General features: G+C 72.2%; 16 protein-coding genes. 11 read left to right on the top strand and 5 right to left on the bottom strand.

Features of this window, described 5'->3' with window-relative positions; all coding sequences use genetic code 11:
• Entirely contained in the window at positions 1-486 is a 486-nt protein-coding gene (locus V3N99_20595; GenBank protein MEO3939128.1) for a DUF456 domain-containing protein, read from the bottom strand.
• A 210-nt stretch (positions 487-696) separates the two neighbouring features.
• Positions 697-915 carry a hypothetical protein gene (locus tag V3N99_20600; GenBank protein ID MEO3939129.1) on the bottom strand — a complete coding sequence of 73 codons (219 nt, stop codon included), beginning with the start codon at positions 913-915 and terminating at the stop codon, positions 697-699.
• A gap of 332 nt (positions 916-1247) precedes the next feature.
• Between V3N99_20600 and V3N99_20605 the strand changes: the two genes are divergently transcribed.
• From V3N99_20605 to V3N99_20645, 9 genes are all read left to right on the top strand, one after another.
• Entirely contained in the window at positions 1248-3371 is a 2124-nt protein-coding gene (locus V3N99_20605; GenBank protein ID MEO3939130.1) for a DNA topoisomerase IV subunit B, read from the top strand.
• A 121-nt stretch (positions 3372-3492) separates the two neighbouring features.
• Positions 3493-4563 carry an AAA family ATPase gene (locus V3N99_20610; protein ID MEO3939131.1) on the top strand — a complete coding sequence of 357 codons (1071 nt, stop codon included), beginning with the start codon at positions 3493-3495 and terminating at the stop codon, positions 4561-4563.
• Positions 4564-4580: 17 nt separating this feature from the next.
• The gene (locus V3N99_20615; GenBank protein ID MEO3939132.1) at positions 4581-5465 is read left to right on the top strand and encodes a DUF58 domain-containing protein; all 885 of its coding nucleotides are present in this window, start codon (positions 4581-4583) and stop codon (positions 5463-5465) included.
• Positions 5455-5934: a hypothetical protein gene (locus V3N99_20620; GenBank protein ID MEO3939133.1), complete on the top strand. Its 480-nt coding sequence runs from the start codon at positions 5455-5457 to the stop codon at positions 5932-5934. The genes V3N99_20615 and V3N99_20620 overlap by 11 nt, the downstream gene beginning before the upstream one ends.
• Positions 5925-6902 (top strand): VWA domain-containing protein, encoded by a 978-nt coding sequence (locus V3N99_20625; protein ID MEO3939134.1) that lies wholly within the window; start codon positions 5925-5927, stop codon positions 6900-6902. The genes V3N99_20620 and V3N99_20625 overlap by 10 nt, the downstream gene beginning before the upstream one ends.
• Complete coding sequence (locus V3N99_20630; GenBank protein MEO3939135.1) at positions 6899-7936, top strand: VWA domain-containing protein; 1038 nt, start codon at positions 6899-6901, stop codon at positions 7934-7936. Before V3N99_20625 ends, V3N99_20630 begins: the two co-directional genes overlap by 4 nt.
• The gene (locus V3N99_20635; protein MEO3939136.1) at positions 7933-8715 is read left to right on the top strand and encodes a hypothetical protein; all 783 of its coding nucleotides are present in this window, start codon (positions 7933-7935) and stop codon (positions 8713-8715) included. The genes V3N99_20630 and V3N99_20635 overlap by 4 nt, the downstream gene beginning before the upstream one ends.
• 69 nt (positions 8716-8784) lie before the next feature.
• Positions 8785-9711 (top strand): aldo/keto reductase, encoded by a 927-nt coding sequence (locus V3N99_20640; protein MEO3939137.1) that lies wholly within the window; start codon positions 8785-8787, stop codon positions 9709-9711.
• A gap of 37 nt (positions 9712-9748) precedes the next feature.
• Positions 9749-11074, top strand: a complete 1326-nt coding sequence (locus V3N99_20645) for an AIM24 family protein (GenBank protein MEO3939138.1) — start codon at positions 9749-9751, stop codon at positions 11072-11074.
• A gap of 42 nt (positions 11075-11116) precedes the next feature.
• Here V3N99_20645 and V3N99_20650 read toward each other — a convergent pair whose 3' ends face one another.
• The 3 genes from V3N99_20650 to V3N99_20660 all read right to left on the bottom strand — a co-directional run bounded on the left by V3N99_20650 (position 11117) and on the right by V3N99_20660 (position 15312).
• Positions 11117-12094, bottom strand: coding sequence for a sucrase ferredoxin (locus V3N99_20650; protein ID MEO3939139.1), 978 nt, complete (start codon positions 12092-12094; stop codon positions 11117-11119).
• A 14-nt stretch (positions 12095-12108) separates the two neighbouring features.
• Positions 12109-14568: a DNA topoisomerase IV subunit A gene (locus V3N99_20655; GenBank protein ID MEO3939140.1), complete on the bottom strand. Its 2460-nt coding sequence runs from the start codon at positions 14566-14568 to the stop codon at positions 12109-12111.
• Positions 14569-14700: 132 nt separating this feature from the next.
• The gene (locus V3N99_20660; protein MEO3939141.1) at positions 14701-15312 is read right to left on the bottom strand and encodes a nitroreductase family protein; all 612 of its coding nucleotides are present in this window, start codon (positions 15310-15312) and stop codon (positions 14701-14703) included.
• Between the two features lie 41 nt (positions 15313-15353).
• On the opposite strand from V3N99_20660, the gene V3N99_20665 reads away from it, so the two are divergent.
• Both V3N99_20665 and V3N99_20670 read left to right on the top strand, forming a co-directional pair.
• Entirely contained in the window at positions 15354-18077 is a 2724-nt protein-coding gene (locus V3N99_20665; GenBank protein MEO3939142.1) for a GNAT family N-acetyltransferase, read from the top strand.
• Positions 18078-18116: 39 nt separating this feature from the next.
• Positions 18117-20228 (top strand): acyltransferase family protein, encoded by a 2112-nt coding sequence (locus V3N99_20670; protein MEO3939143.1) that lies wholly within the window; start codon positions 18117-18119, stop codon positions 20226-20228.
• The last annotated feature ends 12 nt before the right edge of the window (positions 20229-20240 follow it).

Raw genomic sequence — 20240 nt, forward strand, 5'->3', positions numbered from 1 at the left:
TCAGCCGGTGCCCAGGAGGAGCAGTCCGCTGACCCACGCCGTGATGATGGCCCCGCCTGCGGCCAGCTCGATGAGCATCGAGATCCCGACCGCGGCCAAGGCTGACCGGGTGACCCGCCACGACTTCCCGAGGTCGCGCTGACGCACGGCCTCGATCGCGAAGATCCCCCCGACGAAGCCGAGCGGCACTCCGACGAGCGGGATCACCACCCCCAGTCCCACCGCGAGCACCACCGCCGCCCCGAGCGTCCACGGCCCGACGCCGGCGACCTTGAGGCGCCGCCCGGGCACGAGGTACTTCGCCACCATGCCAGCGACGAACGGCACGAGCGCGACCGCCACGACGGCCCACGCGCGATGGTCAGGGTGCAGGGCGGCCCACACGACCACGCCACCGATGACCAGCACGAGGCCCGGCAACACCGGCACGACGATGCCGACCAGACCTACGGCCATCAGGGTCGCGGCGAGGAGCGTGACCGTCACGGAGACCTCGCCCCCCCGGGCCCCACGCCGACCCGGGCGAGGCTGGACAGCAGTGTGCCCGGGTCAGGGGTGGGGCGACGAGCTCGCACCCACACTCTGACCCGGGCACACCGACCAGTCCTAGGCCCCGTCGACATCACTGCGCGGCAGTCGCCGCTGTGAGAGAGGTCACGGGAAGAGGTCGTGAAGGAGGCTCGAGGCGCGCATCCGTCAGCGGGCGGCTGCCTCCGACTCCTTGGCCGAGAGGCGGTTGCTCTCGTCCTGGATCTCGCTCGCCTTCTCCTGCAGCTGTGGCAGGTGCTGACGCCCGTGGTGGGCGCAGAAGAGCAGCTCTCCGCCGCTCGTGAGGCGGGCGCGAATGTAGGCCTGGGCGCCGCAACGGTCGCAACGGTCCGCTGCGCTGAGGCTCGGGGCCAAAGTCGTGTTCACGTCTGCCTTCTCTCGTCTGTGTCGGTCCCGGATGCGGTCTACGGTCGGTGGTGCCACATCCGGAGGGTCATATCTCTATGACGTCCACCTGGTGACGCTGGCTTGCGTCACCCGTCTGCCGTACGAACAGTCAAACACGTGAGTCTCTTCCCGGGGGGCATTGACCGCGGTCCGAGCCGTCTGCCGTACGCCAACCACCCGTTCGGGTGATGTCCGTACAGGGCATTCGTGGCAGTGGCAGTGGATGGATGGCGTGGCTCACCGACGCTGTCACAGGGGCCGGATACGCTGCCCGAGTCCGACGCCTGCCCCCGACGAAGAAGGCTCTCCTGTTGTCCACCCCCGCACGCTCCACCGACACCGGCGCCTACACCGCCCGTCACCTGCAGGTCCTCGAGGGGCTCGAGGCGGTGCGCAAGCGTCCGGGGATGTACATCGGCTCGCGCGACCAGAAGGGGCTGATGCACTGCCTCTGGGAGGTCATCGACAACGCGGTCGACGAGGCACTGGCCGGTCAGGGGGAGCGCATCGACGTGGTGCTCTACGCCGACCGCTCGGTCGAGGTGCGCGACCGCGGGCGCGGCATCCCGGTCGACATCGAGCCCCGCACGGGGCTGACCGGTGTCGAGGTCGTCTTCACCAAGCTCCACGCCGGCGGCAAGTTCGGTGGCAGCTCGTATGCCGCGACCGGCGGTCTGCACGGCGTCGGCGCCTCGGTCGTCAACGCCCTGTCCGGGCGCCTCGACGTCGAGGTCGACCGCGCCGGCAAGACCTACGGCATGAGCTTTCGCCGTGGCGAGCCGGGCGTCTTCGACGACGGCGGCGGAGAGCCGTCACCGGAGTCGCCCTTCGCGCCCTTCGTGGCCGGGAGCGAGCTGCGCATCGTCGGCAAGGCCGGGCGGGGTGTCACCGGCAGCCGCATCCGCTTCTGGCCGGACCATCAGATCTTCGAGGCCGGCTCCGAGCTCGACTACGACCAGCTGGCCGACCGCGCCCGCCAGACGTCGTTCCTGATCCCGGGACTGCAGCTCGTCGTCCGCGACGAGCGCCGCCTGCCGGGCACGCCGGGGGCCGACGCGGCCAGCGAGGAGGTGTTCCACCACGACGGGGGGATCGCCGAGTTCGTCGAGTTCCTCGCTCCGGACGCGGCCGTCACCGACGTCTGGAGCCTGCAGGGCTCTGGCACCTTCCGTGAGACGGTGCCGATCCTCGACGCCACCGGCAGGATGACCCCCACCGAGCTCGAGCGCGAGTGCGTCGTCGACATCGCGATCCGCTGGGGCACCGGCTACGACACCCGGATGCAGTCGTTCGTCAACATCATCACCACGCCCAAGGGCGGCACCCACGTGGCCGGCTTCGAGCAGGCGCTGCTGAAGGTCTTCCGCAAGCAGCTCGAGGTCAACTCGCGCACGCTCAAGGTCGGCAGCGACAAGGTCGAGAAGGACGACATCGCGGCGGGGATGACCGCGGTCGTCACGGTGCGCCTGGCCGAGCCGCAGTTCGAGGGCCAGACCAAGGAGGTGCTCGGCACCTCGGCGGTGCGCGCGATCGTGTCGCGGGTGGTCGAGCAGGAGCTGACCGAGCGGATCACCAACCCCAAGCGGGGCGACAAGGCAGCCTCGAGGCTCCTGCTGGAGAAGGTCGTCGCCGAGATGAAGTCGCGCATCAGCGCGCGCATGCACAAGGAGACGCAGCGTCGCAAGACGGCGCTGGAGTCGTCGTCGCTCCCGGCCAAGCTCGCCGACTGCCGCACCCACGACGTCGAGCGGTCGGAGCTGTTCATCGTCGAGGGCGACAGCGCCCTCGGCACCGCGAAGCTGGCCCGCTCCAGCGACTACCAGGCCCTGCTGCCCATCCGCGGCAAGATCCTCAACGTGCAGAAGGCCTCGGTGGCCGACATGCTCAAGAACGCCGAGTGCGCGGCGATCATCCAGGTGGTCGGGGCAGGGTCGGGCCGGTCCTTCGACCTCGACTCTGCCCGCTACGGCAAGATCATCATCATGAGCGACGCCGACGTGGACGGCGCGCACATCCGCACCCTGCTGCTCACCCTCTTCTTCCGCTACATGCGCCCCCTCGTGGATGCCGGCCGGGTCTATGCCGCGATCCCGCCGCTGCACCGGCTCGAGGTCATCAACCAGGGCAAGAAGAACGACTACGTCTACACCTACAACGAGGCCGAGATGCGCCGCACGCGCGCCTCGATCGAGAAGCGCGGCAAGCGCATCAAGGAGCCGCCGCAGCGCTACAAGGGCCTCGGCGAGATGGATGCCGACCAGCTGGCCGACACGACGATGGACCCGCGCCACCGCACCCTGCGCCGGGTCACCCTCACCGAGGCCGAGGCGGCCGAGTCGGTCTTCGAGCTGCTCATGGGGAACGAGGTCGGCCCCCGCAAGGACTTCATCATCGACTCCGCCGCCGGGCTCGACCGCGCCCGCATCGACGCCTGACCTCAGGGCGCGCCCCGGCGCCCAGGTACCCCCCTTTACGATGAGGGGGACCGACGACCCGTCGCCACGCGTGGCGCGACCAGGCACCCGACCGCACGTGACCGCAGGGGAGAGCACATCCATGGACGACGACGGTCCGCGCGGCCCGGTGCTCGAGCAGACCCCCGCAGCGTCCGCGGCTCCAGGCTCTGTCGCGACCTCACCTGCCGGACCGGCCCTGTCACGCGACGAGGTCGACTGGGCCCAGCGCACGCTGCGGTCCGTCTCGCAGGCGTTCGGGGCCAAGGTCGTGGGGCAGGCGCGCCTGCAGGAGAGCCTGCTCATCGGCCTGCTGACCGGTGGCCACATCCTGCTCGAGTCGGTGCCGGGCCTGGCCAAGACGACCGCGGCCTCGACCCTGGCCCGCACGGTGACGGGCAGCTTCACCCGCATCCAGTGCACGCCCGACCTGCTGCCCAGCGACATCGTCGGCACCCAGGTCTACGACGCCGGGAAGGCCAGCTTCGAGACCCACCTCGGCCCCGTCCACGCCAACTTCGTCCTGCTCGACGAGATCAACCGATCGAGCGCCAAGACCCAGTCGGCGATGCTCGAGGCGATGCAGGAGCGACAGACCTCGATTGGCGGGCGGATGCACCCCCTGCCGCAGCCCTTCCTGGTCCTCGCCACCCAGAACCCCATCGAGCAGGAGGGGACCTACCCCCTTCCGGAGGCGCAGCTCGACCGCTTCATGCTCAAGGACGTCCTCGACTACCCCACCCTCGAGGAGGAGGCCGAGGTCCTGCACCGGATCGACGCCGGCGTCTTCGACACACCGGCGAGCCCGGTGGTCTCCCTCGGCGACGTCGAGCGGCTCCAGGCCCTGACCCGTCGGGTCTACGCCGACCCGGCGATCGTGCGGTATGCCGTCGGCATCGTCTACGTCACGCGTCACGCCGAGCTCTACATCGACCCCACCCTGGCGCGCTACATCGAGTTCGGGGCCAGTCCTCGTGGCAGCATCGCCTTCGTCCAGGCCGCCCGTGCCCGGGCCATGCTGGCCGGCCGTGACCACGTCGTGCCCGACGACGTCAAGGCCCTGGCCCACCGCGTGCTGCGCCACCGCGTGGTGCTGGGCTTCGAGGCGATCGCCGAGGGTGTCCCCGTGGAGTCCGTCGTCGACGCCCTCGTCGCCACCGTGCGCACGCCCTGACGGGCACCGGGCCCCTCATGACCGCACTGCTGACCCGGGTGAAGAGCAAGCTCTTCATCGTGGCCCATCGCAAGACCTGGGGCCTGCTCGACGGTGAGTACTCCTCCGTGTTCCGCGGCCGCAGCCTCGACTACGACGACCTGCGCGAGTACGTCCCGGGTGACGAGGTGCGTGACATCGACTGGAAGGCCACGGCCCGACACGGCTCGCCGCTGGTCAAGCGCTACGTCGCCAACCGCAAGCAGAAGGTCGTCCTCGTGGTCGATACCGGTCGCGGCATGGCGGCCCTGGCCGCCAGCGGCGAGGCCAAGTCGTCGGTGGCGGTCATGGTCTGCGGGGTGCTCGGCTACCTGGCGTTGCGGCACGGAGACACCGTCGGTCTGGTCGAAGGGGATGCCACCGGCACCAGGCCCCACCCGAGCAGGAGCTCGGAGGCGCACCTCGAGCGCCTCCTGCGCGAGGTCGACGGGCGCACGACACTCGACTCCGGCGCCAGCCGGCTGGTCGACCAGCTGCGCTACGTCGCCGACACCTACCGCCAGCGGATGCTGCTCGTCGTCGTCGCCGACGACCAGGACCTCACGGGTGAGACCGAGCGGCTCGTACGCCGCCTGCTCGCCCAGCACGAGATCCTCTGGGTGGTCATCGAGGATGCCGACCCCACCACGGCCGGTCCCGGCGAGCACGCGTACGACGTCCTCGACGACGCCCTCCTGCCCCCTGAGGTGCGTTTCGACGCGCGTCTGCGCGCGGCCTACGGGGTGGCGGTGCAGGAGCGGCGCGACCAGCTCGAGCGCACCCTCGACCACCTCGGGATCGGGCACACCCGGGTCGGGGACAGCGACCACGCGGTGAGCGCGGTCTTCCGACTCCTGCAGAGGCAGCGACGCCGTGGGCGCTGACGGCGGGTTCTACCCCCCGATGACCTACTCCGGGATCTGGCTGGTCGTCAGCCTGGCCGTCCTGCTCACCGTCGTCGGGTGGTACGTCGTGGTGTGGCGTCTGACCCGGCCCACTCCGCCAACCCCGCCGCCCCCGCCGCTCGCCTCCGACGCCCGGCTGGCCCGGCTCAAGACCGCTTGCCTGGCCCGGATCGACGAGGTGGTGCGCGAGGTGACAGAGGGGCGGGTGAGCCAGCGGGCGGGGCACCAGGAGCTCAGCACCGTGGTGCGCGAGTTCGTGCAGGCGGCCTCAGGCGTCAACGCCCCGATGATGACGCTCACCGAGCTCGGCCGCAGCGGCAACCGCCGGCTCGATCCGGTGACCGATGTGGTGCTCCGGCTCTACCCGGTCGAGTTCGGGCCCGAGCAGTCGGCGAGCGTGACCGACGCGGCCGTCGCTGCCCGTGAGGCGGTGCGACGGTGGAGCTGAGGCAGCCGTGGGTGCTCGGGCCGGCAGGCGTCGGTTTCGCGGTCGTCGCCCTGGCGCTGTGGTGGCTGCTGCGCCGGCGTCGGGAGCGGGGCACCGTGGCCGTGGCCAACACGGCGCTGCTGCGCCGCCTGCCGGAGTTCCGCAGGGCGGTCGTGCGCCAGCGGCTGACTGCCGTGTGCGTCGCCGGTCTGGCGCTCGTCCTCGGGGTCGCAGCGATCGTCGGTGCGGCCCGGCCCCAGGACCGGTCCGTGGTCTCCCGCAGCCAGGAGAACCGCGACATCGTGCTGTGCCTCGACGTCTCCGGGTCGATGATCGACGTCGACGCGCAGGTCATCTCGACCTTCCAGCAGCTGGCCGACGGCTTCCGCGGCGAGCGGATCTCGTTGGTGATCTTCAACAGCACGGCGGTGCCGGTCTTCCCGCTCACCGACGACTACGAGTTCGTCCGCACCGAGCTGAGCCGGGCGGCCGACGCCCTCGACACCCTCGACCCGACCGACAGCTTCTTCGCCGGCACCCTCAACGGCAACGGCAGCTCGCTCATCGGTGACGGGCTCGCGACCTGCGCCCGCAGCTTCGACCACCCCGAGCTCACGCGGGCCCGGTCGATCATCCTCGCCACCGACAACGAAGCGGCCGGCCGCTCGCTCTTCAGCCTCCCCGAGGCCGGCGCGCTGGCCCAGCGTGGCGGTATCCAGGTCTACGGGCTCAACCCCTCCGACAGCCCGGCCTCGTCGCCGGCAGCCGAGATGGCGTCGGTGGTCAAGGCCACGGGCGGAGTCTACTACCCGCTCACCGACCTCGGAGCCGTGCCCGACCTCCTGCGCCAGGTCAGCTCCCGCGAGGCCGGCCGCATCCCCTCGGCCCCGCAGCTCGTGGTCACCGACGGCCCGGCCGGGCTGATCGGCCTCGGAGCCCTCGCCCTCGGCCTGCTCCTGCTCGTCCGGAGGCTCCGGTGGCGTCCGTGACCCTCCTGCCCGTGGCCTCCTGGCCGCTCCTGCTGCTGCTCGTCGCGGTCGGAGGGCTGCTCGTGTGGTGGCCGCCCGGTTCCTCGGAGGCGCCCCAGCCGCTCGGGGGCCGGCTCCGACGCAGCGCTGCCATCGTGCTGCTGCTCGTCGCGGCGCTGCGCCCGGGGCTGCCCGGGGGGACGGTCACGACCACGGCCACCGACCTCGATGTCTTCTTCCTCGTCGACACGACCTCGTCGAGCGCCGCGGAGGACTACGACGGTGCCCGGACACGTCTCGACGGGGTCAGGTCCGACGTCGCCGCCATCGCCACCGGTCTCGCCGGAGCGCGTTACTCCCTGCTCACCTTCGACCACGAGACCGTGACCAGGCTGCCGCTCACCAGCGACTCGCAGGCGCTCGCGACGGCGATGGACGTGCTGCAGGTCGAGACCTCCACCTACTCACAGGGCTCGAGCATCACGGTCGCCGCCCCCGACCTCGACGCCGCCCTCCAGCGTGACCAGCAGGCTCACCCGGACCGCGCCCGACTGGTCTTCTACCTCGGCGACGGCGAGCAGACGGCTTCGGCGACGCCCGCTCCCTTCGCGATGGGCGGTGACCTCGTCAGCGGCGGCGCGGTGCTGGGCTACGGCACCAGAACCGGCGGGCCGATGAAGGAGTCGGGCACCCGCCGGGACGCCTACATCACCGACCCCGCCACCGGTCAGCCAGCGCGGTCGGTGATCGACGAGAAGGCGCTGCAGGGCATCGCCCAGCAGCTCGGGGTGCCCTACCTTCACCGGACCTCGCCGCAGGACGCGCCGGTCCTCGACTCGGTGCGCCTCGGGCAGGTCGCCGCCACGCCGTCGGTGCCATCGGTCGGTGGCACCACCGCAGGCCGGGTCGAGCTCTACTGGGTGGCCCTGCTGGCCCTCGCCCTGGTGGCGGCGTGGGAGCTGGCCGCGACCCTGGCAGCGGTGCGACTGCGTGACGCTCGGCCCCCGACCAGGACCACGACCAGGACTCCAGCACCGACCGGAGGTCAGCCATGACGACGACCACCTCTCCGCTCCCCGTCGCAGGGCCCGCCAAACGCGAGCCGGACGATGCCGAGTCGAGGCCCGCACGGGCCGCCCGCCTCGCCCGTCGCAAGCGGCTGGTCGGGTGGTCGGCACCGGTGGTCGTCGCGGCGCTGCTGGTCGCCCTCAAGCTGCTGACCATGCTGGCCGCCGGCCAGCAGGCCCAGACCGCCTACGCCGGCGGCAGCATCACGGGCCTCGAGCAGGCCGGTGACCGGATGGGCTTCCTCAACCTGCTCGAGCCTCACAAGGCACCCTTCGCGCTGGGTGACGCCGCCGTGCTGGCGGGCGACGTCGACACCGCGCGGGCTCGCTTCGAGCAGGCTCTGACGCAGGCGCCCCCCGACGGCCTCGAGGCCTGCGAGGTGCGGGTCAACCTCGTCCTCTCGCTCGAGAGGCTCGGCGACGCCGCCCGGTCGGCGTCCGGTGCGGCCGCCGCCAAGCCCTACGACGACCGGCTCACCGAGGTCGCGACCGGAGCCCCGGCCGGGTGCTTCCGGCCGGCGGGGCAGGGGACGGGTCAGCAGCTGCAGGACGCCCAGAGCCGGGTCCAGCAGAAGGCCGACGCCGCGGTGCAGCCTCAGCCCGGCCAGGACCCGCAGCCAGGTCAGGACCCCCAGCAGCCCGGCAGCGACAAGGAGCAGCAGCTCGACCAGCAGACCAAGGACAACCAGGCGCAACGCGCCCAGGGCGCCCAGGGGGACCGCGACGCGAGCGGCGCCTCGAGCCCGCCGGTCGACAAACCCTGGTGACCCGGGGCGTGCGTCGTCACGGCGGTCAGTCGGGGAATGGGCCAGCCATCGCAGGCGGTTGCTCTCAGCGTGACCTCACTCGACTTCGGATCCCTCGTGCTCGGCGGCAACGTGTTCGGCTGGACGGCTGACCGTGACACCAGCTTCGCCGTGCTCGACGCCTTCCTCGAGAGCGGCGGGGTGGCCATCGACACGGCCGACTCCTACATGCAGCGGGTGCCGGGCAACAGCGGGGGCGAGTCCGAGACGATCATCGGTGAGTGGATGACGTCCCGTGGCAGCCGCGACCGGGTGCAGGTGCACACCAAGGTCTTCGGCAAGCACGACCGTGCGGGGCTGTCTGCCGCCAACATCGCCGCGGCCGTCGACGACTCGCTGCGGCGCCTCCAGACCGACCACATCGACCTCTACTACGCCCACCGCGACGACGAGTCGGTCCCGCAGGAGGACTACGTGAGCGCCTTCGACGCCCTGGTCAGGGCGGGCAAGGTGCGTGAGGTCGGTGCCTCCAACTTCTCCGCGACCCGGCTCTCCTCGGCACTGGACATCGCAGCGGCACAGGGCTCCACGCCGTTCACCGTGGCGCAGAACCTCTGGAACCTCGTCGAGCGCAGCATCGAGACCGACCTCGTGCCGACCCTGCGCGAGCGCGGGATCACGCAACTGCCCTACTCCTCGCTCGCCAGCGGCTTCCTCACGGGGAAGTACCGCCCGGGGCAGGACGTGACGTCGGTGCGCTCGGGCAGCGCGTCGGCCTACCTGACCCGGCCGGGGGCCACCGCTCTGCTCCGCGTGCTCGACGAGGTCGCTGCTGCCCACGCCACCTCCGTCGCGGCCGTCGCCCTGGCCTGGCTGCGCGAGCAGGACCCGGTCGGTGCCCCCATCGCGAGCGCTCGCACCCTCACGCAGGTGCAGCCGCTGGTCGACTCGGCCGCGGTCCACCTGAGCGCCGACGACCTGGCCGCCCTGACGCGAGCCAGCGACGACCTCGGCTGACTGGTTGAGCGTCGCGACCAGCCCCTAGGGTGGAGTCGTGAAGAGTCTCGCGCGTGGGGAGAACTGTCCTGTCCCCTCCGACAGCCTCGTGGTCACCGTGGTCACCTCCTGTGCCGTCGACGTGTCGGCCCTGCTGCTCGGCGCGACGGGCGCGGTGCGCACTGACGCCGACCTCGTCTTCTTCAACAACCCGACCGGGCCCGGGGTGGCCTACGACGGACGGGTCGTGCGCATCGACACGCGGTCGCTGCCCGACGACGTGGACCGGGTCGTCGTCACGGCCAGCCTCGATGGCTCGGGTCCGGCGACCTTCGCTGCGGCCGGGCCGGTCAGCACGACGGTCTCCGACGAGATCCGGTTCGATCTCACCGGCCTGACCAGCGAGTCGGCCGTCGTCTGCGTCGAGGTCTACCGGCGCCAGGGGCAGTGGAAGGTGCGGGCGGTGGGGCAGGGCTACGACGACGGGCTCGCCGCGATCGCGCGGGAGTTCGGCATCGTGGTCGACGACCCGCCCTCCTCCGGGCCGCCACCGGTGCCCGCCCCGGCCATCGTCTCGGGCCCAGCGCCGATCTCGACCCCGACCCACACCCCGACCCACACCCCGACCCAGACCTCAGGAGCCTCCCCCATGAAGAGCGAGCTGTTCGCCCCCGGCTACGCCGAGGTGTCCGAGCCGGGCCTGCAGAAGCAGGGCTCCAAGATGTGCAAGGTCACGATGGCCGGTGAGGTCATGGCCCGATCGGGCTCGATGGTCGCCTACCAGGGCGACCTGCGCTTCCAGGCCCTCGGGGCCGGGGGCATGGGCAACCTCATCCGCCGGACGCTGACGGGGGAGGGCGTCCCCCTGATGAAGGTGTCCGGGCGCGGTGACCTCTTCCTCGCCAACGCCGCCGCAGACGTGCACCTCATCGACCTCGACGGCAACGACGGGCTGACCATCAACGGGGCCAACGTCCTCGCCTTCGAGCCCACGCTCTCCTACACCATCGAGCGGGTGCGGGGCGCGGCAGCGGGCGGCAACGCCGGCTTCTTCAACTGCGTCTTCACCGGCCGCGGCCGCATCGCCATCACGACCGACGGCATCCCGGTCGTGCTCACCGTCGACCAGCCGACCTTCGCCGACCCGCAGGCCGCGGTGGCGTGGAGCTCGAGCCTGCGCACCTCGGTCAAGAGCAACGACTCGCTCAATTTCGGCACCCTGATCGGCCGCAGCACGGGGGAGCGCTTCACCCTGGAGTTCTCGGGCCAGGGCTTCGTCGTGGTCCAGCCCTCCGAGCTGCCACCCGGGGGTCTGATCGGCGGCACGGGCGGCGGCGAGCAGTCGGGGGTCGGCGGCGCCCTGGGTGGGCTGCTCGGTCGCTGACCGGCACCGGTGTGCCGGCCGCTCGACAGGGCCCGTGCCCGGCTAGTCCTCCTCGGCTGAGGCACTCGTGACGGTCGCGCCCCAGGTGCGGGCCGCGACCGCGTCCTCGCCGCAGGAGTTGCGTCTTGCGTGGCCGTCGACGATGCGCAGGTCGACGTGCCACCGGCGCCCGTCAGGGTGCCCGACCTCGACCCGGGCAGCAACGCCGGCCGGGGTCTCAGCCGGCTCCACGAGCGTCGTCTCCATCAGCGCTGGGCGAGTCTCACCGAGGAGCGCGCGGACGGCGGACTCCGCTACCTGCTCGCGGGCGGGCAGGGCGCTGCTCCCGCGGTCGTGCCAGGGCCCCAGCAGTCGGGGCGCCAGCGCGCCGTCGTCGGCTGCCCGCAACGCCTCCGTGACGAGGCGGTCGTCGAGGCGGCCCAGGGTGCGTCCCCAGGGCAGCAGGACGCCGGTGGGGGAGAAGCGGTGCCCACCGGTGTGCGAGCACTCCCAGACCCGGCCGGGGTGGGACCAGTGGCCGGCGAGGGCGACGGGACGCCCGCGCACGGCGCAGCAGACGTCGCGCCGCCCGTTCGTGCACACGATGAGCACCGGGGGCGTCTCCCTGAGTGACGGGAGGCTGGCCACCACAGCTGTACGGTCGCCCCGGGCCAGGGCGTCGAGGTCGACGACGTCGAGATCGGACGGGTCCGACACGCTCGTGCCCAGCAGGAAGGCCGGGGCGCTGGCCGTGCCGGTCCACCCCAGGAAGACCCGGTGCGAGGCGCCCGGGTGCTCGGCGTGCTCCCCGGGGGCGCGTAGCAGGGTGAGCCGGCCGCCCCGCTCGGCGCACCCCCGCTCCAGGCGACGGCCGACACCGGGGTCCATCCGCGACTGCGTGACGGCCGTGCGGCCCCAGGGGCCGTTCTGCTCCAGCGCCACCCAGAAGGTCGCGGGCGCCGCTGTGCCCCAGGCGGTCTCGCCCTCGGCGCCGTCCCACTCGACCGAGCACGCATCGGGGGCGCTGCGTCCGTGAGCCACCCCGCTCACCCCGCTCAGCGCGGCCCGCTCACGGCGTGGATGACCGCGGGTGCCGGGGTGCCGGAGCCATCACGGCGACCGTCGGCGGTCGGCAGCTGGACGGCGACCCCGTTGGCCGCAGCGGCCCGTGCGGGCTGGCCGCCGACCCAGGCCAGGACCAGCGCGTCCTCGCCCCGCAGGAAGCGGTGGCAGCGCACCCCCCCGGTGGCCCGACCCTTGGCGGGGTAGTCGGCATACGGCGTCACCTTGAGGCTGCCGGCCTCGGTGCCCGGCAGGGCCCCCGACGCACCGCTGCTCGTGACGACCAGCGGGTCGGAGCCGGGGTCGACGACGCCGAAGAAGGTCACGCGCTGCCCGGTCGTCAGCTTGATGCCCGCCATCCCGCCCGCAGAGCGACCCTGCGGGCGCACGGCCGAGGCGGCGAAGCGCAGCAGCTGGGCGTCGCTGGAGACGAAGACGAGGTCGTGTGACTCGTCGACGACCGAGGCCGCCCCCACGACCCGGTCGCCCGGCCTCAGCCCGATCAGCTCGAACTCCGCGGCCTTGGGGTAGTCGGTCGTGACCCGCTTGACGACCCCCTGGGCCGTGCCCAGCGCGAGACCGGGGCGATCAGGGTCGACGGACGCGAGGGTGAGCGGCTCCTCGCCGCGGGGCAGGTCGACGTAGGCTGCCAGCGGCGCACCGCCGGACAGTGCGGGCGCCCCAGCGGTCGGGGGCAGTGTCGGCAGGTCGAGCGCCGAGAGGCGGATCATCCGACCGGCGCTGGTGACGAGCCCGACCTCGCCGCGCACCGTGGTGCGGACCGCACCGACGAGCACGTCGTGCTTGCTGCGCCCACCCTCGAGCGACAACGGCTCGTCGGTGGTCGTGCGGGCGAGCAGCCCGGTCGACGAGAGCAGCACCCAGCACGGGTCGTCGGCGACCTCGAGGGGCAGGGCGTTCGACGGGCCGGTGGCGCCGACGGGGTTGCCGGCCGACTCGAGCAGGACGGTGCGCCGCGGCGTGCCGTGCGCCTTCGCCACGTCGCCCAGCTCGGACGAGACGGTGCGCAGCAGCAGCTTCTCGTCGTCGAGGATCGCCCTCAGGCCCTCGATCGTCGCGCGCAGCTCGTCCTGCTGCTTCTCGAGCTCGATGCGGGAGAACTTGGTCAGGCGGCGCAGCTGCAGCTCGAGGATGTAGTTCGTCTGGATCTCGTCGAGGTCGAAGACCTCCATCAGGCGGGTTCGCGCGGTGGCCGTGTCGTCGGATCCGCGGATGAGCTGGATGACCTCGTCGATGTCGAGGATGGCGGTCAGGAGCCCGTCCACCAGGTGCAGCTGCTCCTGCGCCCGACGCAGCCGGTACGCCGTGCGCCGGCGCACGACACCGGTGCGGAACTCGACGTAGACCTCGAGCAGCGCCTTCAGCCCCATCGTGCGCGGCTGGCCCTCGACGAGCGCGACCGCGTTGATGTTGAAGGAGTCCTCCATCGGCGTCAGCTTGTAGAGCTGCTCGAGCACCGCGTCGGGGTTGAAGCCGTTCTTGACCTCGATGACCAGCTGCATCCCGTGCGAGCGGTCGGTGAGGTCCTTGACGTCCGAGATGCCGAGGAGGCGCTTCGCGTTCACCATGTCCTTGATCTTCTCGATGACCTTCTCGGGGCCGACGAGGTAGGGCAGCTCGGTGACCACGATGCCCTTGCGGCGCGGTGTGACGTTCTCGATGCGCACGGTGGCTCGCGTGCGGAACGCTCCACGGCCGGTGAGGTAGGCATCGCGGATGCCGTCGAGGCCGATGATCCGCCCGCCGCCCGGCAGGTCGGGGCCGGGCACGAACCTCATGAGGTCGTCCAGGGAGCAGGTCGGGTGGGCGATGAGGTGCCGGGCGGCACCGATGACCTCACCGAGGTTGTGCGGGGCCATGTTGGTGGCCATGCCGACCGCGATCCCGCTGGCCCCGTTGACGAGCAGGTTGGGGTAGGCCGCCGGCAGCACCCCGGGCTGGGTCTCGGTGTCGTCGTAGTTGGGGACGAAGTCGACGGTGTCCTCGTCGAGCCCTCCGACCATGAGCATGGCGGCCGAGGCCATCCGCGCCTCGGTGTAGCGGGCCGCGGCCGGACCGTCGTCGAGCGAGCCGAAGTTGCCGTGCCCGTCGATGAGCGGCAGGCGCATCGTGAAGGGCTGCGCCATCCGCACCAGCGCGTCGTAGATCGCCTGGTCCCCGTGCGGGTGGTACTTGCCCATCACCTCACCGATGACGCGCTGGCTCTTGACGTGGGCGCGCTCGGGCCGCAGCCCGAGCTCGTTCATGCCGTAGAGGATCCGGCGTTGCACCGGCTTGAGCCCGTCGCGCGCGTCGGGCAGGGCGCGCGAGTAGATGACGGAGTAGGAGTACTCCAGGAACGCGGTGCGCATCTCGTCGCCCACGTCGATGTCGATGATCTTCTCGACCACCGGGCTGTCGTCGGGTGGGGGGGTGGTGCTGCGACGGGCCATGCGGTGGAGCTCCTGTGCTGGTCGGTCAGGGACGCGTGCGGCTCGGTGGGCTCGGTGGGCTGGGCTGCCGGCACGGCGTCTCATCCTCTCGCACGACGTCCGTCGGTCCGCACCCGCCACGCCCGGCCGTCATCACCTCGTCGACCCGAACCGTCCCCGGTGGACCACCTCGTCGGCAGTGCGTCGGTGCCGGCGCAGCGACGGGCTGCGGGGGCCGGGGGCGGCATACCCCAGGGTGACCGCACCCACGATGGTGCGGTCGCGGGGGATGGCGAAGGTGTGGTGCACCTCGTCGTGGCACTCCGGCGGGACGCCGAAGAAGCAGCCGCCCAGGCCGTGGTCGACGGCGGTCAGCAGGATCAGCAGCGAGGCCATCCCGGTGTCGACGTGCCAGTACGGCACCGGCCAGCGGGCGTCGTCGCGGTCGGTCCAGCCCTTGTCGGGCTCGCTGTAGCGGTCGAGGTAGGCGTCCTCGTGCGAGCAGCACAGGATCACGACCGGGGCGCTCATCATCCCGGACAGCCACCGGTCCGGCTGCTCGAGGTCCTCGGCGGTCGCCGACCAGAAGGCGGTGCGCTCGGGCGGCTCGGTCAGCAGCACGAAGTCCCAGCCCTGGCTGAACCCGGCGCTGGGGGCGCGCACGGCGTTCTCGAAGCACGCCTGCAGCACCTCGGGCGGCACCGGCCGCGCCGGGTCGTAGCGTCTGACCATGCGACGGCTGCGGACGACGTGTGAGAACTCCATGACTGATGCTGGCACGGGGTGCTTCGTGCGACGATGGCGCCATGGTCCCTGACCCGCCGGACGCCTTGCCCGTGCCGGTCTATCCCGCAGCCTGGGAGGCCGACGTCGTCCTGCGCGACGGGTCGGTCGCGCACGTGCGGCCGATCGGTCCCGACGACGCGCAGGCCCTGCAGACCTTCCACAAGCGCCAGTCGCCCGAGTCGACCTACCTGCGCTTCTTCGCGCCGCTGCGCGAGCTGAGCGCGCGCGACGTCCACCGGTTCACCCACGTCGACCACCACGACCGGGTGGCGCTGGTGGCGACGGTGCGTGACGACATCGTCGGTGTCGGTCGCTTCGACCGCATCGACAAGATCGACCACGGCGACCAGGAGGGGCACGACACAGCCGAGGTCGCCTTCAACATCAGCGACCACTTCCAGGGCCGAGGTGTCGGCTCGGTGCTGCTCGAGCACCTGGCGATGATCGCGCAGGAGGTCGGTGTCGAGCGCTTCACCGCGGAGGTCCTCCCGCAGAACCGCAAGATGCTCAACGTCTTCCGCGAGGCCGGCTACGACGTCAGCCACGCCTTCGAGGACGGCGTCATCGCCCTCTCCTTCGACATCCGCCCGACCGAGCAGTCGACCCTCGTGCGGCTGCAGCGCGAGCACCGCGCCGAGTCGATGAGCGTGAGGTCGGTGCTCTTCCCCCGGTCGGTCGCCGTCATCGGAGCGAGCAGGCGCCCCAACGCGATCGGTCATCGATTCCTGCGCAACATCATCGGGCAGCAGGGGAGCGGCTTCACCGGGCCGCTCCATGCCGTCCACCCCGAGGCCAGCGAGATCCTCGGGGTCCCGGCCTACCCCACGGTCGGTGACGTGCCCGGGCCCGTCGACCTGGCCGTCGTCGTCGTGCCGGCCGACAAGGTGCTCGACGTGGTCGACGACTGCGCCCGGGCCGGCGTGCGCACGCTGCTGGTCGCCTCGGCCGGTTTCGCCGAGAGCGGCGAGGAGGGCGTCCTGCTCCAGGAGTCGCTCCGCCGTCGAGCCCGGGCCAGTGGTCTGCGGGTCGTGGGCCCCAACTCGTTCGGCGTCATCAACACCCACCCCGACGTGCGCCTGAACGCCTCGCTCGCCACCGACGTGCCGAGGCGCGGCACGCTCGGCCTCTTCGCCCAGAGCGGCGCCCTGGGCATCGCCGTCCTCGGCTCGGCCAGCCGCCGCGGCCTCGGTGTCTCCGTCTTCGTCTCGGCCGGCAACCGCGCCGACGTCTCGGGCAACGACCTCATGCAGTACTGGATCGACGACGACGACACCGACGTCGTGGGGCTCTACCTCGAGTCGATGGGCAACCCGCGCAAGTTCTCCCGCATCGCCCGTCAGCTGTCCAGGGCCAAGCCGGTCATCGTCGTCTCCTCGGGCGTCTCGGCCTTCAGCGCCCCGCCCGGACACCGCACCCGCCCCACCAAGGTGGCGCCCGAGGCCTTCGACGCGATGCTGCGCCAGGCCGGGGTCATCCGCACCGAGAACGTCCACCAGCTCTTCGACGTCGCGCAGCTGCTGCAGCACCAGCCGCTGCCGCGCGGTCGCCGCGTGGCCATCGTCGGCAACTCCCACGCCTTGGGCTCGCTCTCGGCCCAGGCGGCGCTCAGCTGGGGTCTGGAGGTCACCCACGGTCCGGTCTCCCTGCCGTCAGGAGCGCACGCGGAGGACTTCTCGGCCGCCCTGACCGCCGCGTTCGCCGACGCCGAGGTCGACAGCGTGCTGACCTGTTTCATCCCCCCGCTCGAGACGGTCGACGACCAGGTCGTCGCCGCAGTGCGCGACGTCTCCTCCTGCTCCGCCAAGCCCTGCCTGGCCACCTTCCTCGGGATGCACGGCGTGACCGAGCAGCTGGAGGCCCGGCCCGACGGCGGCGACGGCCTGCGCCGCCGGGTGGTGCCCGCCTACGGCATGCCCGAGGACGCGGTGCGCGCCCTCGCTGCCGCGACCCGGTATGCCGCGTGGCGCGACCGCGACCGCGGTCACCTGGTGGATCCCGTGGGCATCGACCACGAGCGGGCGACGGCGGTCGTGGAGGGGGTCCTCACGCAGGACCCCGACGGTCGCACCCTCACCCGTGCGGAGGCGACCGAGCTGCTCGCGGCCTACGGGGTGAGGCTGTGGCCGGCGCAGCGCGTGCTGACAGCCGACGAGGCCGTGGTCGCGGCCGAGGGGCTCGGCTACCCCGTGGTGGTCAAGACCGTGTCGCCCGTGCTGCGCCACCAGACCGGCTCGACGGGGGTGCGGGTCGACCTCGAGGGCCCCGACGCCGTGCGCGCCGCGGTCGACTCGCTGCGGCTGCGCCTGGGGTCGTTCGCCACCGGTGACCTGCTCGTGCAGCAGATGGCCCTCCCGGGGGTGATCTGCGTGCTCACGACCCAGGAGGACCCGCTCTTCGGCCCGGTCGTGAGCTTCTCGGTCGCCGGCCCCCCTACCGAGCTGCTCGGGGACGTGGCCCACCGCATCCCCCCGCTCACCGACGTCGACGTCTCCGACCTCATCTCGTCCGTCCGCGCGGCGCCGCTGCTGCACGGCCACCGGGGGTCGATGCCGGTGCACCGGGCCGCCCTGTCGGACCTCGTCTCGCGGGTCTCGGCGCTCGCCGACCACCTGCCCAGGCTGGAGCGGGTGCACCTCAACCCCGTCAACGCCTGGTCGGGCGGGGTCGATGTGCTCGACGCCGAGATCTGCGTGCGGCCGGAGCTGACCCGGCGCAAGGACGCCGACCGGCGGGCCATGACGTAGCCGTCGGCTGACCGTGGGCTCGACGCCTACACTCTTGCGGTGACCCAGACGAGCCAGGAGACGCGTGCGCCCCAGGGCCCGGCCCCCGGGGGGCCACCACCGGGGAAGGGGATCCGGCACGACATCCAGGCGCTGCGGGCCCTCGCGGTGTCGGCGGTGGTGCTCTACCACCTCTGGCCGACCAGGCTCCCCGGTGGCTACGTCGGGGTCGACGTCTTCTTCGTCGTCAGCGGCTTCCTGATCGCCAGCCACCTGCTCGAGGAGATCGAGCGCACCGGTCGGCTGCGTCCACTGCGGTTCTGGGCCCGACGGATGAAGCGGCTCGTGCCGGCGTCGGCACTCGTGCTCCTGACCACGACGGCCGGCATCGTGGCCTTCGCGTCGCGCGACCGCTGGGCGCAGGACCTCTCCGAGGTCGTCGCCTCGGCGGTCCAGCTGGAGAACTGGCGGCTGGCCCACGACGCGGTCGACTACCTGGCGTCGGCCAACGGCGAGTCACCCACCCGTCACTTCTGGTCGCTCTCGGTCGAGGAGCAGTTCTACGTGGGGCTTCCGTTGCTCCTGCTGCTCACTCACTGGGTGGGTGGCCGGGTGCACCGAGCGCGCGGGCACCTCGGCGTGTCTCCGGCCCGCGGGCCGGTCATCACGATGCTGACGGGCGTGGGAGTGGCCTCGCTCGTCCTCTCGGTCGTCCAGACCACGACGACACCGAGCACGGCCTACTTCTCCACCCTCACCCGCGCCTGGGAGTTCGTGGCCGGGGCGCTGCTCGCCGCGATCGGCGTCTCGGCGCGACGGCACCGGGTGCTGCCGTGGGTGGGCGTCGGCGCGATCGTCGTGGGGTGCTTCGCCTACGGGGCGGGCACGGCGTTCCCGGGCTACGCAGCCGCCCTCCCCGTCGCGGGTGCCGCGCTCGCCCTGTGGTCCGGCGCCGGGTCGACCCTCGCCCGGGTAGGGCAGCTCGCGCCGGTCGCCCTGCTGGGGTCGGTCTCCTACGCCGCCTACCTGTGGCACTGGCCACTGCTCACCCTGCTGCCCGAAGCCACCGGGCGGGCGCTCACCACGACCGACAAGCTGGTCGTGGTCGCGCTGACCATCGGGATCGCGTGGGTGTCCACCCGCTTCGTCGAGGAGCCCATTCGCTTCGGCCCCCGGCTGCTCGGCGGCCGTCGGCCACGCGCCGTCGTGCTCTGGTGCGCCGCCGCGACGAGCGTCGTGGTCGTGCTCGCCCTCGGTCTGTCGCACTACCAGGCCGGCGTCGACGAGCGGAGCCTGGCGACGGCGCGGTCCGCCCTCACCAGCCCGACCGGTTGCCTGGGCGCGCGGTCGATGGACCCGGCCCTGTCGCCCTGCGTCGAGGCGGGCCTCGACGGGGTCCTGCTCCCGGACCCGGCCGCGGTCGAGAAGGACGACGACAACCTGCCCGAGTGCTGGGGCAGCGACGGCGACGGGAAGCCGAGGGTGTGTCCGCTCGGACCGGCCACCGGCTGGACGAAGCACCTCATCGCCATCGGCGACTCCCACAGCAACACCTTCATCGGGGCCTACCGACGCATCGCGCAGGAGCGCAACTGGCGCATCGACCTCACGGGCACCGGCGGGTGCTACCTGACCGCGTCGGCGCAGCGGCAGCCGTCGGCCGACCTCTCTGCCGCCTGCGAGGCGTGGCGGTCGGCTGTGCTCGAGATCGCGCGCACGAGCAAGGTCGATGCCGTCATCGTGACCCACTCCCGGCTCGACCACCCGGCCATCGACGCGACCGGTGCGGTGACGCGCGCGGCCACCGTCGACGGGCTGGTCGCCGCCTGGCGCGAGCTGCCCGACGTGCCGATCGTCGCCGTGCTCGACAACCCAGCGATGACGCCCGGCACGACCGCGTGCATCCTCCGCGAGGGCAAGGCGGCCGCGACCGCGTGCGCCATCCCCCGGGCCCAGGCACTGCGCGGGATCGACGGGCAGACGGAGGCCGCGGCGCAGGTGCCGAGGGCCAAGGTGGTCGACCTGACGTCGTTCTACTGCACCGCGACGACCTGCCCGCCGGTGATCGGTCACGTGGTCGTCTACCGCGACCAGTCGCACCTGTCGGCCACCTACGTGGCGAGCCTCGTGCCCTACCTCGAGCGTGCGGTGGCGTCGGCGCTCGGGTGGTGACCCCGCCGGCGA

It is taken from the genome of Dermatophilaceae bacterium Soc4.6, assembly GCA_039889245.1.
Classification (GTDB): Bacteria; Actinomycetota; Actinomycetes; order Actinomycetales; family Dermatophilaceae; genus Lapillicoccus.

Bases quoted from the DNA above. Each gene is read 5' to 3' on its own strand.
- V3N99_20635 (MEO3939136.1), top strand. From the start codon at position 7,933: ATGACGACGACCACCTCTCCGCTCCCCGTCGCAGGGCCCGCCAAACGC.
- V3N99_20655 (MEO3939140.1), bottom strand. From the start codon at position 14,568: ATGGCCCGTCGCAGCACCACCCCCCCACCCGACGACAGCCCGGTGGTC.
- V3N99_20665 (MEO3939142.1), top strand. From the start codon at position 15,354: ATGGTCCCTGACCCGCCGGACGCCTTGCCCGTGCCGGTCTATCCCGCA.
- V3N99_20660 (MEO3939141.1), bottom strand. From the start codon at position 15,312: ATGGAGTTCTCACACGTCGTCCGCAGCCGTCGCATGGTCAGACGCTAC.
- V3N99_20610 (MEO3939131.1), top strand. From the start codon at position 3,493: ATGGACGACGACGGTCCGCGCGGCCCGGTGCTCGAGCAGACCCCCGCA.
- V3N99_20615 (MEO3939132.1), top strand. From the start codon at position 4,581: ATGACCGCACTGCTGACCCGGGTGAAGAGCAAGCTCTTCATCGTGGCC.